The sequence below is a fragment of the Hymenobacter lapidarius genome, assembly GCF_001816145.1.
Taxonomy (GTDB): domain Bacteria; phylum Bacteroidota; class Bacteroidia; order Cytophagales; family Hymenobacteraceae; genus Hymenobacter; species Hymenobacter lapidarius.
The window spans coordinates 1-15,379 of sequence record NZ_MDZB01000011.1; the positions used below are offsets into that span (position 1 = coordinate 1).

13 protein-coding genes are annotated in these 15,379 nt (G+C 62.6%); 9 read left to right on the plus strand and 4 right to left on the minus strand.

The window, feature by feature from the left end; genetic code table 11:
- The first annotated feature begins 266 nt into the window (after positions 1–266).
- The gene (locus BEN47_RS00140) at positions 267–2,249 is read left to right on the plus strand and encodes an OmpA family protein (RefSeq protein WP_070724185.1); all 1,983 of its coding nucleotides are present in this window, start codon (positions 267–269) and stop codon (positions 2,247–2,249) included.
- Between the two features lie 59 nt (positions 2,250–2,308).
- Positions 2,309–2,755: an SRPBCC family protein gene (locus BEN47_RS00145; RefSeq protein WP_070724186.1), complete on the plus strand. Its 447-nt coding sequence runs from the start codon at positions 2,309–2,311 to the stop codon at positions 2,753–2,755.
- On the opposite strand, the gene BEN47_RS00150 is transcribed toward BEN47_RS00145, so the two are convergent.
- A complete protein-coding gene (locus BEN47_RS00150) occupies positions 2,756–3,220 on the minus strand; it encodes a GNAT family N-acetyltransferase (RefSeq protein ID WP_070724187.1) in 465 nt (154 codons plus the stop codon).
- 78 nt (positions 3,221–3,298) lie between these two features.
- On the opposite strand from BEN47_RS00150, the gene BEN47_RS00155 reads away from it, so the two are divergent.
- From BEN47_RS00155 to BEN47_RS00180, 6 genes are all read left to right on the plus strand, one after another.
- On the plus strand, positions 3,299–4,495 hold the full coding sequence (locus BEN47_RS00155; RefSeq protein WP_094122984.1) for a class I SAM-dependent rRNA methyltransferase: 1,197 nt from the start codon (positions 3,299–3,301) through the stop codon (positions 4,493–4,495).
- A gap of 174 nt (positions 4,496–4,669) precedes the next feature.
- A complete protein-coding gene (ctlX, locus tag BEN47_RS00160) occupies positions 4,670–5,590 on the plus strand; it encodes a citrulline utilization hydrolase CtlX (protein WP_070724189.1) in 921 nt (306 codons plus the stop codon).
- 43 nt (positions 5,591–5,633) lie between these two features.
- Positions 5,634–7,136: a 1-hydroxycarotenoid 3,4-desaturase CrtD gene (gene crtD / locus BEN47_RS00165; RefSeq protein ID WP_239691446.1), complete on the plus strand. Its 1,503-nt coding sequence runs from the start codon at positions 5,634–5,636 to the stop codon at positions 7,134–7,136.
- Between the two features lie 66 nt (positions 7,137–7,202).
- Entirely contained in the window at positions 7,203–7,862 is a 660-nt protein-coding gene (locus BEN47_RS00170; RefSeq protein WP_070724190.1) for a carotenoid biosynthesis protein, read from the plus strand.
- A 93-nt stretch (positions 7,863–7,955) separates the two neighbouring features.
- The gene (locus BEN47_RS00175) at positions 7,956–8,558 is read left to right on the plus strand and encodes a hypothetical protein (RefSeq protein ID WP_125921417.1); all 603 of its coding nucleotides are present in this window, start codon (positions 7,956–7,958) and stop codon (positions 8,556–8,558) included.
- Between the two features lie 379 nt (positions 8,559–8,937).
- Positions 8,938–10,662, plus strand: coding sequence for a M28 family metallopeptidase (locus BEN47_RS00180; protein ID WP_083321953.1), 1,725 nt, complete (start codon positions 8,938–8,940; stop codon positions 10,660–10,662).
- Between the two features lie 165 nt (positions 10,663–10,827).
- Here BEN47_RS00180 and BEN47_RS00185 read toward each other — a convergent pair whose 3' ends face one another.
- Positions 10,828–11,259 (minus strand): hypothetical protein, encoded by a 432-nt coding sequence (locus BEN47_RS00185; RefSeq protein WP_070724192.1) that lies wholly within the window; start codon positions 11,257–11,259, stop codon positions 10,828–10,830.
- 158 nt (positions 11,260–11,417) lie between these two features.
- Here BEN47_RS00185 and BEN47_RS00190 point away from each other — a divergent pair, with 158 nt between their 5' ends.
- Complete coding sequence (locus tag BEN47_RS00190; RefSeq protein WP_070724193.1) at positions 11,418–13,052, plus strand: NADP-dependent glyceraldehyde-3-phosphate dehydrogenase; 1,635 nt, start codon at positions 11,418–11,420, stop codon at positions 13,050–13,052.
- Positions 13,053–13,222: 170 nt separating this feature from the next.
- Here the strand turns inward: BEN47_RS00190 and BEN47_RS00195 are convergent, their stop codons facing one another.
- Both BEN47_RS00195 and BEN47_RS21850 read right to left on the minus strand, forming a co-directional pair.
- Entirely contained in the window at positions 13,223–14,179 is a 957-nt protein-coding gene (locus BEN47_RS00195) for a sensor histidine kinase (RefSeq protein WP_070724194.1), read from the minus strand.
- Positions 14,116–15,342: a tetratricopeptide repeat protein gene (locus tag BEN47_RS21850; protein WP_070724195.1), complete on the minus strand. Its 1,227-nt coding sequence runs from the start codon at positions 15,340–15,342 to the stop codon at positions 14,116–14,118. Before BEN47_RS21850 ends, BEN47_RS00195 begins: the two co-directional genes overlap by 64 nt.
- Between the last annotated feature and the right edge of the window lie 37 nt (positions 15,343–15,379).

Sequence of the window (15,379 nt, forward strand, 5' to 3'; positions counted from 1 at the left end):
GCCATGCTCCATTTTGCCTGCGCGAGAATCACGTGGTATAATTGTCTTTTTGGCTGACGCTCATTCCCTATTCGGATAGACTCTTATTGCTTGTCGGCTCCGACTTACCCGTTGGAGCCGGGCGCTTTGGTTCAGCAGGGCGCCGCCGCTCTTTTAAGGCCAGGGCGGTGGGCTTTTTGGCAAAGTAGGCCGTTACTTTACAAAAAATGGGGTTTTACGCCCCCAGAACCGTATTGTTAACATCTAAGCTGCCCTTTTTGCTATTATTGAAGCCTTACCTGGTGCTGGTGCTTCTCATGTGCCCGGTGCTGCTGGTAGCGCAACCAGCACGCAAGGCCCTGCCCCCCACAGTGTACACCAACGCGGGCGCCAACTACCAACTCACCTACCCGCCGGCGTGGAAGGTGCGCAAGAACGTAGCCGGGGCGGAAGCCGCATTCTACGCCGGGGCGGCTTCAGAGCCGCGGCCGGCCGTGGCGACCCTCACCGTGCAGCCCTTGCCCGACACCCAGAAGGACTTGCCCATCACCACCTTTGGCGGGCAGGACTCGGTGTTGCGCGGTATTTTGCGGCTCCCGCAGGCGCAGGTGTTGCGGCTCGAACAGCGCGACTTGGGCCGCTACAGCGAGGTGAGCTACGACTACACCTACATGCCCGCGCCGGCCAGCCCCGCCCGCACCCACGTGGTGGGCCGCCGCATACGGCGCTACGGCTACGACATTAAAGTGGAGTACCAGGGCGCGGTCAGCCAGGACAGCACGTACCTGGCGGCGGGGCAGGCACTGGTTAAATCCTTTGCATTCACGGGCAAGCCGCTGCCCAGCCGCCGCTACGCCGACCAGCTCTGCGACAACAAGATGTTCGGGATTGCGGCCACCCGCTACCGCAACGGGCAGTGGGAGGACGACTGTCGCACCATTCATGAGTTTGCGAACAACGACCTTACCGCTGCGCCTGTGGTTCACCGGGAGGTGCTGCCGTTTCAGTCGTACGCGCTGGCTAAGGGGTTTGATAATTGTCTGTATTCAGTGACCAAGGCGCCCACCGATGCACCGGAACTGGTGTACCGCTACAATCCGGCCACGCGCCGAGGCGGCTTCACCACGTGGCGGCTGCCGGCCCAGGGACCTGATGTGAGCTGGATTTCGGCGGCCACCGACGAGCGGGGCGACCTGTACTTCATGTCTTCCGATGCGAACAAGCTGGTGCGGGTGAGCCCCTACGATGGTAGCGTGACCCCCATTTGGGCCGCCGACCCGCTCCGGAAAGCGCCTTTTTACCCCTTAATTAACTACGGCGGGGCCGGCTCCCACGGCAACTTCTGCCTCGACGACGCCAACACCATGTACCTCGTGTACAGCACCGACGGCTCGCTGCTCAAAATCGACCTGAAAAACCAGAAGCCTAGCCCCGAGATGATGGCCTTGGGCGGCCTGCCCGAACGCGGCGGCTACAGCGACCTGCTGATGCAGAACGACGAGCGCGGCCGGCGCCGGCTGTACCTGGCCGGCCCCAAAGCCGTGTACAAAGTAGACCTGGCCCGGCGCCAGGCCACCCGTGTGCGCAAAGGCACTTACACGGACCTGGCCGGCTGCAACCTGTTCAGCGTGGTGCGCCGCATGATAGCCCCGCCGCCCGTGCCCACCACTGCCGCGTGGCGCGGCCGGGTCCTGAACGCCCTTACCTACCAGCCGCTGCCCCATGCGCAGCTGCGCATGGGGGTTTCCGGCTTCGGAAAAATGGTTAAAATCAACCCAAAGGGCGCGTTTTCTCATCCGGGCACCCCGGGGCTTACCTACACCTACCACGCCCAGCTCAGCGGCTACATCGCCACCGACAGCACCTGGACGGCCGTTCCGGGCCCCTCGGTTCAGGACGTGCTGTTACGGCCGCTCAGCGTGGGCACCACCGTGCAGCTGGCCAATGTGCAGTTTGAGCAGGGCCAGGCGGCGCTCCTGCCCTCGTCCTTTGCCGCGCTCGACAAGCTGGTGAGTTTGCTGAACGACAACCCGGGCATGACCATTGAGCTGCGCGGCCACACCGACAACGTGGGCGACCCCGCCAAAAACGTGCTATTGAGCCAGCAGCGCGCCACCACCGTGAAGGCCTACCTGGTGGGGAAGGGCGTTGGGGAGGCACGCGTTGCCGGCACGGGGCTCGGGGGTGCCCAGCCCACGGCCAGCAATGCCCAGGAAGTGACCCGCAAGCTCAATCGGCGGGTAGAATTCCGGGTGACGGGCCTGCAATAACACCCGCCCCACCCGGCTGGCGTAAACAAAGGCGAACCAGCCCCGTTGTGCTGGTTACTATGCTCGTAACTCTTCGTACCGCCGTGGCGCAAGCCCCGGCACAAGTAATGGCCGGCTTCACACGCGCGCTTTTTGTGGCCCTGGCGCCGCCGTTTCCCAGGCTGCGGGTGGTGCGTTTCGATGGGTGCCGCACTGGCGACCAGGTCGAAATTGAGCTGGATACACTGGTGAAGCGCCTGCCGTGGACGTCGCTCATTACCGACCACGGCACCTTGCCCGATGGCACTCACTTCTTTGTGGACGAAGGCAAGACCCTGCCCCCGCCCCTGCGTTTCTGGCGCCACCGGCACCTGCTGGAGCCCGGCCCAAACGGCACCTGCGTCATCGTGGATGCCCTGGAATACCGCACTGCCTCGCCCCTGCTCGATGCCCTGCTGTACCCGGCTATGTGGGCCCAATTTGCCTGGCGAAAGCCTATTTACCGGCGCTGGTTCGGCAAGGCCTAGCTAGAGGTCGAGCACCATCTTCACATCGGTGCGCTGGTAAGGCGTGGGCGGCACCGGCACGTGCCGGAAGCCCAGTTTCGCGTAGAGCGCCAGCGCGGGCGTGAGCCGGGCATTGGAGAGCAGCTCGACGCGGCGGGCACCCAGCTGCCGGGCTTTCGCTACCACGGCCTGCCCGAGGGCCCAGCCGATGCCCAGCCCCTGCGCCCGGGGCGAAACCGCCATTTTGGCCAACTCATACACGCCTTCGTGCTCCTTGATGAGGGCGCAGGTGCCAACGATTGCTCCGCCGTGGCTGGCCATGAAAATATGGCCGCCAGGGGCCAGGATGTAGCCTTCGGGGTCGTCGAGCATCTCATTGTCGATGGGCTCGATGGTGAAGTAGTGGGCTATCCATTCGTGGTTGAGGGCCCGGAACGCAGGCTGGTGAGCAGGTTCGTAGTCGAGAATAAGTAGGTCGGAATTCATACAAAAACAGGAAGGCGGCAAAGACGATAACCGGATGGCAAAGTTCGCACAGGCGCCGCCGTACCTTTGCAGGCTATGCTGAACCCCGCCACCATCGTCCTCAAAAACGGAAAAGACCACTCCCTGCGCCGCCGCCATCCTTGGGTATTCTCGGGGGCCATCGCCCGCGTGAAGGGCGACACCCACGAAGGCGACCCCGTGCGCGTGGAAGCCATCGACGGCGAGCTGCTGGGCGTGGGCCACTTTTCGGGCGGCGGCTCCATTGCCGTGCGCATGCTGGATTTTGGCGAAAACAGTGCCTTGCCTTCACCTGATTTCTGGGAGAAAAAGCTGGGCAATGCCTACCAGCTGCGCCAGCGCCTGGGCCTAACCGGCACGGCCGATACCAACGTGTTCCGGCTGGTGCACGCGGAGGGCGACGGCCTGCCCGGCCTGATTATCGACGTGTACGGCGACGTGGCCGTGGTGCAGGCCCACAGCGTGGGCATGTACCGGGCCCGCCCCGAAATTGCCGCCGCCCTGCAAGCCGTGTTCGGCGACAAGCTGCGCGCCATCTACGACAAGAGCGCCGAAACCGTGCCCGGCAACGCCGTGCCCGACGCGAAAAACGGCTACCTCCTGGGCGAAAGCACCGGCACGGAGCACTTGGTGATGGAGAACGGCCACCAGTTTGCCGTGGATTGGGAGACGGGCCAGAAAACCGGTTTTTTCATCGACCAGCGCGACAACCGCGCCCTGCTGGCCCGCTACTCGCCCGGCCGCAAGGTGCTCAACACGTTCTGCTACACGGGCGGCTTTTCGGTGTATGCCCTGGAAGCTGGTGCTGAGTTGGTGCATTCCGTGGATTCGAGCAAGAAAGCCATTGCCCTCACCGAGCGCAACGCCGAGCTTTCAAACCACGTCGACCGCCACGCCGCCTACCCTGACGATGTACTGGGCTTCCTCAAAAACCACTCGGCGCAGTACGACCTGCTCGTGCTCGACCCGCCCGCTTTTGCCAAGCACATGGGCGCCCGTCACGCCGCCCTCATGGGCTACAAGCGCCTGAACGCGGCCGGCATTGCTCACCTGGCGCCCGGTGGTCTGCTGTTCACGTTCAGTTGCTCGCAAGTGGTGAGCCCCGAGCTGTTTGAAGGCGCCGTGCTGGCCGCCGCCATTGAGGCGGGCCGGCCGGCGCGCATTCTGCACCGCCTCACCCAGCCGGCCGACCACCCGGTGAGTTTGTTCCACCCCGAAGGCGCTTACCTGAAAGGACTGGTGCTGGCGGTAGAATAGCGCGGAAGCGGCTTTTTAGCAAGCGAAAAAACATCCAGAACGTCATGCTCATCTGGCGTCCGCTTGCCGAAGCATCTCTACTGCAATAGGAAAATTGATTACTATCGCGGTAGAGATGCTTCGGCTCCGCTCAGCATGACGTTCTGACGAATCCCTGAACTACTTCTCCCGTTTATGCCACTTGCCAACACGGTGCTGATGGTGCGCCCCGCCAGCTTTGGATTCAACACTGAAACGGCCGTTTCCAACCACTACCAGCGGCAGCTGACTGCGGCCGGCCTGACCGCGCAGGTGCTGGCCGAGTTTGATGCAGCGGTGGCCACTTTGCGCGGCCGGGGGGTGCGGGTACGGGTATTCGACGATGCGCCGGAGCCCGCCAAGCCCGACGCGGTATTTCCCAACAACTGGTTTTCGACCCACGCCGACGGCCGGCTGCTGCTCTACCCGATGTGTGCGCCCAACCGCCGTGCCGAGCGCCAGCCCGAGCTTATAGCGGCGCTGGCCCGTGAGTTTGACGTGCGCGAAGTCGTTGATTTGTCAGCAACGGAGCAGGAAAACCGGTTTCTGGAGGGCACGGGCAGCATCATCTTCGACCACGAGCACCGGGTGGCCTACGCGGGCTTGTCGCCCCGCACCGATGCGGCTTTGTTTGAGCAGGTGGCGGAGCGGCTGGGGTACCGGCCGGTGGCTTTTCGGGCCACCGACGCGCGGGGCCAGGAAATCTACCACACCAACGTGATGATGTGCGTGGGGCCGGGCGTGGCCGTGGTGTGCCTCGACAGCATTGCCGATGCCGCCGAACTGGCCGTCGTGGTAGCGTCGCTCACCGCCACCGGCCACGAAATAGTAGACATCTCGCAGGCCCAGGTGTGCCAGTTTGCGGGCAATATGCTGGCCCTGGAGCCAGCCGCTGGCGGGCAGCCCCTGCTTGTGCTGTCGCAGCAGGCCCACGATGCCCTCACTCCAACCCAGCGCCAGGCACTGGAACACCACGCCAAACTGCTACCGCTGGTCATTCCCACCATCGAGACAGTGGGCGGCGGCAGCGCCCGCTGCATGCTGGCGGAGATATTCCTGCCAACCAAACCCGCTTAAACGGGGTTGTCATTCGACTACTGCCTTTTGGATTCTTCTGACCGTGTTCCGTAACAAGGAAAAAACAACGTTTTTGCGCCAGCCCGTGGCCGTTATCGGGGCGGGCATTGCCGGGCTGGCCACGGCCGTGCGGCTGGCCATTACCGGGCGCGCCGTCACGGTATTCGAGGCCAGCGGCACGTTTGGGGGCAAAATGCACCAGTTCAGTTTGCCGGGCGGGTACCGGTTCGATGCGGGGCCGTCGCTGTTTACGCTGCCGCAGCTGGTGGACGATATTTTCAGGCTGGCTGGCCGGGAGCCGGCCGACTACTTCCGCTACGAGCGGCTGGACCCCATCACCAACTACTTTTTTGCCGATGGCACCCGGCTCACGGCCTGGGCCGACGCCCAAAAATTCGCCGCTGAAATCGAGGAAAAGCTGGGGACGCCGGCAGCAACGGTCACGCAGTTTTTGGCCCGCAGCCACAAGGCCTACGATGCCACGGCGGGCACTTTTTTGCACAAGTCGCTGCACAAAGCCAGCACCTACCTCAGCCCCGAAACGCTGAAGGCGGTGGCCGCGCTGCCCAGCCTGGGTTTGCTGGGCACCATGCACCAGCGCCACGCCGCCGCCTTCACCGACCCGCGCCTAGTGCAGCTATTCGACCGCTACGCCACCTACAACGGCTCGGACCCCTACCAGGCGCCGGCCACGCTGAGCATGATTCCGCATTTGGAGCACGGCATCGGCGCGTTTTACCCGGAGGGCGGCATTTACGCCATCGCCAGCAGCCTGGCGAAACTGGCCGCCGAGTTTGGGGTGAAGTTCCGGTACAACGAGCCGGTGGAGGAGATTGTCATTGCCGAAGGCCGCGTGACCGGCGTGCGCACGGCGCAGGACGTGTACGATTTTGGCCAAGTGGTGAGCAACATGGACGTGGTGCCCACCTACCGCCGCCTGCTGCCGCGCGAGCCCGCGCCCGAGCGCACGCTCAGCCAGCCGCGCTCCTCTTCGGCGCTGCTTTTCTATTGGGGCATCGCCCGCGAGTTTCCGGAGCTGGGCCTGCACAATATTTTTTTTTCCGCGGATTACCAGCGCGAGTTCCAGGCCATTTTTCAGGATAAAACCGTGGCCGACGACGTGACGGTGTATGTGAACATCACCTCCAAAAAAACGCCCGCCGATGCGCCCGCCGGCCACGAAAACTGGTTTGTGATGGTGAACGTGCCCCACGACCAGGGCCAGGACTGGGATGCCCTCACCGCCAAAACCCGGGCCGTGGTGCTGCGCAAGCTCAGCCAGGCCCTGGGCACCGACCTGGCGCCGCTCATTGCCGCCGAAAAGGTGTGGACGCCGCCCGGCATTGCCGCCGACACGTCGTCGTTTGGCGGGGCGCTCTACGGCAGCTCGTCCAATAACGCGCTGGCGGCGTTCCTACGGCATCCCAATTTTTCGGGGCGGCTCGAAGGGCTGTACTTTTGCGGCGGCTCAGTGCATCCCGGTGGCGGCATCCCGCTCTGCCTGCTATCCGCCAAAATCGTTTCTTCGCTTATTAATGAGGCCTGAGCACGGGCAATGAGAGGTGGCCGCTGGCGGCCACTCGTTGCTGTTTTTCGCTCCTCATTCCTTCTTATGGTTGATTACACCGAGCCGCTACCGGCCGCTAATACCCGCCGGCTGCGCATTGCCCAAGGGCTGATAGTGCTGTTCCACATCACGGGCTTTGTGGGCCTGGCGTTCACCGATAACCCGGAATTTTTCCTGCGGTTCACGCCGCTAACCCTGCTGCTCACGGCGGGGCTGCTGTTCTCGTTTCAGCCAAGCCGCCCCATGGGCTTCTGGACGTTTTGCGTGGCGGTGAGCTTGCTGGGCTTCGCCGCCGAAGTTGTGGGCGTTGCAACCGGCAAGCTGTTTGGGCACTATTCCTACGGCCAAACGCTGGGGTACCAGGTGCTGGGCGTGCCCCTGGCCATCGGGCTCAACTGGCTGGTGCTCACGTATGCGTGCGGCATTTTGGCGCGCTACCTGCCCCTGCCCGAGCTCCCCCGCACCATCCTGGCGGCCCTGCTCATGGTGGGGCTTGATGCGTGCATGGAGCCCGTGGCCAGCACCTTCGATTTCTGGCACTGGACGGCCGACATCATCCCCTTCCAGAACTTTCGGGACTGGTTTATCCTGGCCTGCATCATGCAAATGCTCTTCAACCGGGCTGATTTCAAGAAGGCAAACCCCCTGGTACCGCTGGTCTACCTCACCCAGCTTCTGTTCTTCTTTCTGCTGGGCACCGTATAGATACGCGCCAATGCCAGCGCAAAGTGTGCGCATTTGTCGCTAAATTCCCTGCTCACTCCTGTCAGCATCTTCTTGCCGCCTATGCCCCATTCTATGCCTTTGCTGACTTCTTTGGAAGCAGCGATGCCGGTTTTCTACCAGTACGGACTTCGCACGGCTTCCGACGCCCAACTGGCCATGGCCATCGACATGAGCGTGACGGACCTGCAGGCACAGTATCCCAGTCGAGATGCCTTGGTGGGCGCCGCGGTATTAGCCGACACCGAGCGGCAGAAACGTGAGCACGTGGCCCTTTACGCAGAGTTTTCGTCGGCAGTGGAGCGCCTGTATGGGCTGTTGCGGCTCGGGCTTGATGACCTGGCCAGCATGCCGGCTGCGTTTTACAGCGAGTTGCAAACCGACTTTCCTAATGCCTGGATGGTGATTGTGGAGCACCTGGCTACGTACTCGGCACCGCAGCTGCAACAACTGCTCAACGATGGAATCCGCAACCGGCTTTTTCGCTCCGACATTAACATCAATTTGGTAACCAAGGTGCTGATTGAACAAATCAACATGATGCTTAATCCGGCCGTTTTCCCACCCGACCGCTACAACATGGCAGAAGTGTTTCGCAGTATTTTCCTTTACTACATTCGCGGCCTGTGTACGGACGAGGGCGCGCGCATTTCTGCAGAGCATTTCGCGCGCATCTAACCACCGTACACTTTCTTGCTGGCACGTGCCCCAAAAGCCCGGCAAGTACGAGGACCCGTGTCTTGTGCAGGGGCTTGGCGGCGGGCAAGCGGCGGGCACCAGTTAATAGCAATGCCAAAGCAAGACTGGGCAGAATAATAGCGAAACAAGCAGCCGTGAGTCGCCGGCCGAGCCGTACTTCACCATGCGGAGCGAACAAAGGAGGCCCTTGTGCGTCTGCTTGCCAGACTACAGGCATTACCAAATGTGCATCGGAACCGGGTTTTCTGGTGCTACATTCGGGCACCTGTCTTCGGCACGATGACGGGTGCTGGCTGGGCATGTTGCTCAGCTGCCATCGGCTTTGGCTTGTCACCGCGAAATCTTATTCTCTGTACCAATGAAGCTATACCTAATGCGCGGGTGCCTACCGGCCGCAGCGTTGCTGTTGCTGGCGAGTTGCCAAGGCCAATCGTCGTCGTCATCGTCGGAAACAGCTGCTTCGGGCAGCCAGTCGCAGTCCTTGTCTTCGGATACCGCCAGTGTGCCGTCGCCGGCCGATGGCATCACGCCGGCGCTCATCCGGCAGCACATCAAAATGCTGTCGTCGGACGAGTTTGAGGGGCGGCGGCCGTTCACGGCCGGCGAGGAGAAAACGACTACCTACCTGGCCACCGAATTTAAGAAACTAGGCCTGCAGCCCGGGCCCGATGGCACCTACTTTCAGGCCGTACCGCTGGTGGAAATCACCGGGATGCCCGCTCCTACCGCTACCGTGAGCGGCAACGGCAAAAGCCTGACCCTGAACTACCGCACCGACTACATGGTGCTCACCGAGCGCGAAGTGCCGGCCGTGGCCGTCAGCAATTCGCCGCTGGTGTTTGCGGGCCACGGCGTGGTGGCGCCCGAATACGGCTGGGACGACTACGCGGGCCTCGACGTGAAGGGCAAGACCGTGGTGGTGCTGATAAACGACCCCGGCAACGCGGGCACCGACACCATGCTGTTCAAGGGCAAGGCCATGACGTATTACGGCCGCTGGGGCTACAAGTACGAAGAAGCCGCCCGCCACGGCGCCACCGGCATCCTCATCGTGCACGACACCAAGCCTGCCTCCTACCCCTGGACGGTGGTGCAAAGCAGCAACGGCGGCGCCAAGCTGCACCCCCAGACACCCGACCACGGCGCCAGCAAAGTGGCCCTGGAAGGCTGGATTACCCTAGCCGCCGCCAAGCGCCTGTTCACGGCCGCCGGCCAGAGCTACGACGAAGCCTACGCGGCAGCCAACAAGCCAGGCTTCCGGCCACGGGCCATGGGGCTGAATTTCAGCACCTCGCTGCGCAATAAAATCACCCTCAAAACATCCAAGAACGTGGTGGCGGTGCTGCCCGGCACTAGCCGCCCCAACGAGTACATCGTGTACTCGGCGCACTGGGACCACCTCGGCATCGGCCCGGCCATTGCCGGCGACTCGATTTATAACGGGGCCCTCGACAACGCCAGCGGCTGCGCCGGCCTGCTGGCCATTGCCAACGGCTTTGTGCAGGCCAAACAGAAGCCCGCCCGCAGCATTGTGTTTCTGGCCGTGACGGGCGAGGAGCAGGGCCTGCTGGGTTCGGCCTACTACGCGCAGCACCCGCTGTTTCCGGTGAAGAATACCGTGGCCAACATCAACATGGACGGCCTGCTGGGCTTCGGGCCGATGCGCGACCTGACCATCACGGGCTACGGGCAGTCGGAGCTGGACGACTACGCCCGGGCTGCCGCCAAGGAGCAGAACCGCTACGTGCTGCCCACCCAACACCCCGAAACCGGCAGCTTCTACCGCTCCGACCACTTCAATTTTGCCAAAGTGGGCGTGCCCGCGCTCTATGCCAAGGGCGAGTTTGACAGCCGCTTGCATGGCAAAGACTTTGCCGAAGAACAGGGTAAACTATTCGAGGCCAAGCACTACCATCAGCCCTCCGACGAGTTCGACCCGAAAGCCGACCTGCGCGGTGCCGCGCAGGATGCGCGGCTCCTCTTTCGCATTGGCCAGCGGCTGGCCAGCGAAACCACTTTTCCGCAGTGGAAGGAAGGCTCGGAGTTTAAAGCCATCCGGGAAAAGAGCCGGCCGGTCCAATAAGGTCCGTTTAAAAGCAGCGCATCATTGGTTCCCTTACTTGGGCAGAGCCGATGGTGCGCATTTCTTTACCCCTGCTTCGGCACCGGAAATAGTGAGCTGCAAGCTCGGGATTTCAAGGTTGAGCAGAACGCAAACCGTTTTGTTTGGTAGGGTTTGCAATGGCTGCTACCGCGCCAGCAGCCAGCCCAGTAGCCCGGCCCGCGCCGTCCAGGCCAGGGTGCGCAGCCAGTTGGTGCGGATGAGGCCGTCGATGGCAATGTAGTCGTAGCCCTGCGCCAGGCGGTTGTGGAAGGGCACGGAGATGAAGAAGGTGACCGCCCAAACCAGCACCACCAGCGCCAGACTCCACCAGCCGACGCCGCCGGGCAAGGCGTGGCGCCCGGCCCAGGCCAGCCACGCGGCCAGGGCCAGCTCCGCTACCATGGGCGCCAGCACCACGACGCTCATGCGGCGGGTGTGGGCGGCGTGGAAGGCCTCCCAGGCCGCCTTGGGCACCTGCCCGAAGCTGGGATAATGCACCACCTGCACCGTCCAGATGAGGCCGGTGAGGTAGGCCGCAGCGGCAAAATTGAGCAAAAGCAGGAGGCGAAACGACATGACGGAGAAAATAATTATGGCCTCAACATACGGCTTCTTCGCTTGTTCGCGGCACGCAAACGTTTCCGAAAAATTTGTTTTCCAGAAACCAAAAAGGATAAGACTTCGGCGGGCGTTTGCTGTTGTGTAGGTTCGCACTGCATCATATTGATTCAACTATGTCTGTAACCGCCGAAAGCCTGACCCACCTCTTCCCGCTCGACGAGGCGGCGATTCCCGAAGCCTGGCGCCGGCCCAACCCGCTGCACCAACGCCAGTACCTGCTCGACGGGGAGCTGCGCGAATGGAGCGGGGCAACCCAGGAAGTCCTCACGCCCATTTACACCCGCTTGACGGATGGCACCCTGGCGCCGCGCGTTATCGGCTCCTACCCGCTGCTCGACGAGGCGGAGAGCCTCAAGGCGCTGGACGCGGCCGTGCGCGCCTACGACCACGGCCGCGGCGAGTGGCCCGCCCTGAGCGTGGCCGAGCGCATTGCGGCGGTGGAGAGATTCACCCGCCTTATTGTGGACCAGAAGAAGGAAATCGTGCAGCTGCTGCTCTGGGAAATTGGCAAGTCAGCCGCCGACTCGGAGAAGGAGTTCGACCGTACCATCGACTACATCCGCAACACCATCGACGCGCTCAAGGACATGGACCGCGACTCTTCGCGCTTCACCATTGAGGAGGGTATTATTGGCCAGATTCGGCGTTCGCCGCTGGGTGTGGTGCTGTGCATGGGCCCCTTCAACTACCCCCTGAACGAGACCTTCTGCATGCTCATTCCCGCCCTCATCATGGGCAACACGGTGCTTTTCAAGCCCCCGAAGCACGGCGCCTTGCTGCATTTCCCGCTGCTGCAGGCCTTTGCCGAAGCCTTTCCCAAGGGCGTGGTAAACACCGTGTACGGCCGCGGCAACGCCATCGTGCCCGCCCTTATGACCTCGGGCAAGATTGATGTGCTGGCGCTGATTGGGTCGAGCCGGGTGGCCGACTCGCTCAAAAAGCTGCACCCCAAATCCAACCGCCTGCGGGCCGTGCTCGGGCTCGATGCCAAGAACGTGGCCATCATCATGCCCGACGCCGACCTGGATGTGGCCATCAAGGAATCGGTGCTGGGCTCGCTGAGCTTCAACGGCCAGCGCTGCACGGCCCTCAAGCTGTTTATGGTGCACGAAAGCATTGCCGAAGACTTTGTGCAGCGCCTCGCCGCCGAAATCAACAAGCTGAAGCCCGGCATGCCCTGGGACGAAAAAGTAAACATCACGCCCCTGCCCGAGCCGCAAAAGCCCGGCTACCTCGCCGAGGTCATCGCCGATGCCCAGGCCAAGGGTGCGCGCATCGTGAACGAAGGCGGCGGCACCACGGCCGGCCCGCTGGTGTACCCGGCCCTGCTCTACCCCGTGCAGGAAGGCATGAAAGTATGGCGCGAAGAGCAGTTTGGCCCGGTGGTACCGGTGGCGTCCTTTTTGCACGTTGATGAAGCCATTCAGTACATCATCGACTCCGACCACGGCCAGCAGGTGAGCATTTTTGGCTCCGAATCGCAGGAAGTGGCCCACCTGGTCGACCAGCTGGTGAACCAGGTGAGCCGCGTGAACATCAACGCCCAGTGCCAGCGCGGCCCCGATACCTTCCCCTTCACCGGCCGCAAAGACTCGGCCGAAGGCACGCTCTCGGTGAACGACGCCCTGCGTTCGTTCAGCATCCGCACCGTGGTGGCCACCAAGCAGACGGAGGCCAACAAGCAGATTCTGAATGACATCGTGGACGGCCAGGAAAGCAGCTTCCTAAGCACGCGGTTTATCCTGTAGTTCGCTTTTCTCGGTTAGCTAAAGACGCCTGCACCGAAAGAACGTCATGCTGAGCTTGCCGAAGCATCTCTACCGCAGTAGTAACATTGATTAGTTACGCGGGAGAGATGCTTCGGCAAGCTCAGCATGACGTTCTTTTTTTTGTGCAAACAGCTGTATGTTTTCCCTATCTATTGCTGCACCGTGGCTGCAGTTGCGGGCTTGGCTACGGCGTGCGCCTGGGGCAGGGTCAGCACGAATTCGGTGAAGGCGCCTTCTTCGGAACGGGCCACTAGGGTGCCGCCGTATCCGTTGGCAATGATGTCGTAGCTCAGCCACAGGCCCAGGCCGGTGCCTTCGCCGGGCGGCTTTGTGGTGAAAAACGGGTCGAAAATTTTGTCCATCACCGCCGGGGCGATGCCCAGGCCGTTGTCGCGCACGACCACCTCCACCTGCCCATTAAGGGAGCGGGTGCGCACCCCAATGGCTGGGGCATAGGCGCCACCGGTGGCCTCGGCCTTTTGGTGCACAGCATAAAAGGCGTTGGTGAATAAGTTGAGCAGCACCCGGCCCATCTCCTGAGGCACCACGTGCAGCTGGCCCAGGTGTGGGTCCAGGTCCAGGGTGCGGGCTACCGTGAACGTGCGGTGCCGGCTTTGCAGGCCGTGGTAGGCCAGGCGCAGATACTCCTCGCACAGGGCGTTGAGGTCCACGGTTTGGCGCTGGCCGTTTTCAGCGTGGCCGTGTTCCAGCATTCCCTTCACGATGGCCGCCGCCCGCCCGCCGTGCTGATGAATCTTGCGCAGATTCTGCTTCAGGTCATTAAACAACTCACTGGCCAGCACCAAGTTGAGGAACGGCTGCTGCTGCTCTTCCTCCAGCTCCGCCAGCAGCTCCAGGCTCAGCTCTGAGAAGTTATTGACAAAGTTGAGCGGGTTCTGAATTTCGTGGGCCACGCCGGCGGTGAGGGCCGCCAGGGCCACCATTTTCTCGCTCTGCACCAGTTGCGACTGGGTGGCTTTCAGGCGGGAGAGGGCATGGTCGAGGCGGTCGCGCTGGTGGGCAATCTGAGCGTTTTTCACGTTCAGCGTGCGGTTGGCCCGCTGCTTGAGGTAGATGTTGCGCCCCAACAGGCCCAGCACCAGCACCGTGCCCAGCAGGCCAGCAGGCCATACAACTGCTGGCGTTGCAGCAGGCGGGCCTGGGTGAGCAGCGCAATCTGGGCCTGCTTCTTTTCCAGGTCGTAGTTGTAGAACAAGGCGCTGGTTTTTTTCCGGGTTTCCAGTCCCGTGAGCGAATCCTGGTAGGCGGCCCACATGCGGTGGTAGTTGTAGGCCTGCTCGAACTGTCCGCGTCGGGCGTAGGCCTGGGCCAGCACGTCGCTGGCATTGCGCAGGGTTTCGTTGCTGCGCGTGGCCTGGCTCGCGGCTAGGCCACGGTGGGCCAGGACAATGGCACTATCGGGCTGTTTAGCAAGCAGGTAGGCGCGGGCCAGCGCCACCTCGGCCGGGTGCAGGTTGTAGGCATCCTTGCTGTCGCGGGCCGCAGCGCGGGCCAACTGGCCGTGGCGCAAGGCCAGCAGGTAGTCGCCTTTATCGGCATACAGCTGGGCCTGACTGGTTTCGTCAATGGTCACGCTGCGCAGGTCGCCCAATCGGCGGTTCAGCTCCACCGCCCGCCGGTAGTACCCCAGCGCGGTGGGCCATTTCTTCAGCTTTTGATACGTGTTGCCTAGCAGACTCAACGCCGCAGCTACAGTGGCCTTGTCGCCCTGCGCCTGCGCACTGCGGAGTGTGGCTTTGAGGGTGTTGAGAGCGCCGGAATAATTACCGAGCAGCAGGTAGGTGTTGCCAATCGTGATTTGCAGGCGCGTTTGGGTTATCCGGTCATGAGCTTGCTCGGCGTAGGGCAGGCCTTTGAGGGCAGCCCGCAGGGCCGCAGCCGGGTTCTCCTGCACCATCTCAATGAAGCTCACCTGCAGGTATGATACCCCCAAACCCTTAAAATCTTTGCGCTGGGTGAACAGCTCCAACGCTTGCTGGGTGCGGTGCCGGGCCTGCACGTAGTCGGAGTGCAGACGGTAGAGAGTCCCCAGCCGAATCAGGGCCTGGCCTTCGCCGCGCGGGTCGTTCAGCCGGCGGCTCAGTTGCAGGCCCTGCTCCAGCACCGCGATGGCCTGCGGTAAGTCAATCATCACCAATTCATTGCTTAGCGCCTGCAAGCGGCGCACTCGCATGGTGTCGAGCTGCGTTTGGGCCCGCAGCAACGACTGTAAGCTGTCGGCCGGACGCGTTTGGGCTGAGAGGGGCATGCAAAAGACGCCCCTACTAAGCAACAGCGCAAGGACA

Excerpts from the sequence above, each read along its gene's own strand:
- BEN47_RS00145 (WP_070724186.1), top strand. The coding sequence starts at position 2,309 with ATGCTCGTAACTCTTCGTACCGCCGTGGCGCAAGCCCCGGCACAAGTA.
- BEN47_RS00150 (WP_070724187.1), bottom strand. The coding sequence starts at position 3,220 with ATGAATTCCGACCTACTTATTCTCGACTACGAACCTGCTCACCAGCCT.
- ctlX (WP_070724189.1), top strand. The coding sequence starts at position 4,670 with ATGCCACTTGCCAACACGGTGCTGATGGTGCGCCCCGCCAGCTTTGGA.
- BEN47_RS00170 (WP_070724190.1), top strand. The coding sequence starts at position 7,203 with ATGGTTGATTACACCGAGCCGCTACCGGCCGCTAATACCCGCCGGCTG.
- BEN47_RS00175 (WP_125921417.1), top strand. The coding sequence starts at position 7,956 with ATGCCTTTGCTGACTTCTTTGGAAGCAGCGATGCCGGTTTTCTACCAG.
- BEN47_RS00180 (WP_083321953.1), top strand. The coding sequence starts at position 8,938 with ATGAAGCTATACCTAATGCGCGGGTGCCTACCGGCCGCAGCGTTGCTG.
- BEN47_RS00185 (WP_070724192.1), bottom strand. The coding sequence starts at position 11,259 with ATGTCGTTTCGCCTCCTGCTTTTGCTCAATTTTGCCGCTGCGGCCTAC.
- BEN47_RS00190 (WP_070724193.1), top strand. The coding sequence starts at position 11,418 with ATGTCTGTAACCGCCGAAAGCCTGACCCACCTCTTCCCGCTCGACGAG.
- BEN47_RS21850 (WP_070724195.1), bottom strand. The coding sequence starts at position 15,342 with ATGCCCCTCTCAGCCCAAACGCGTCCGGCCGACAGCTTACAGTCGTTG.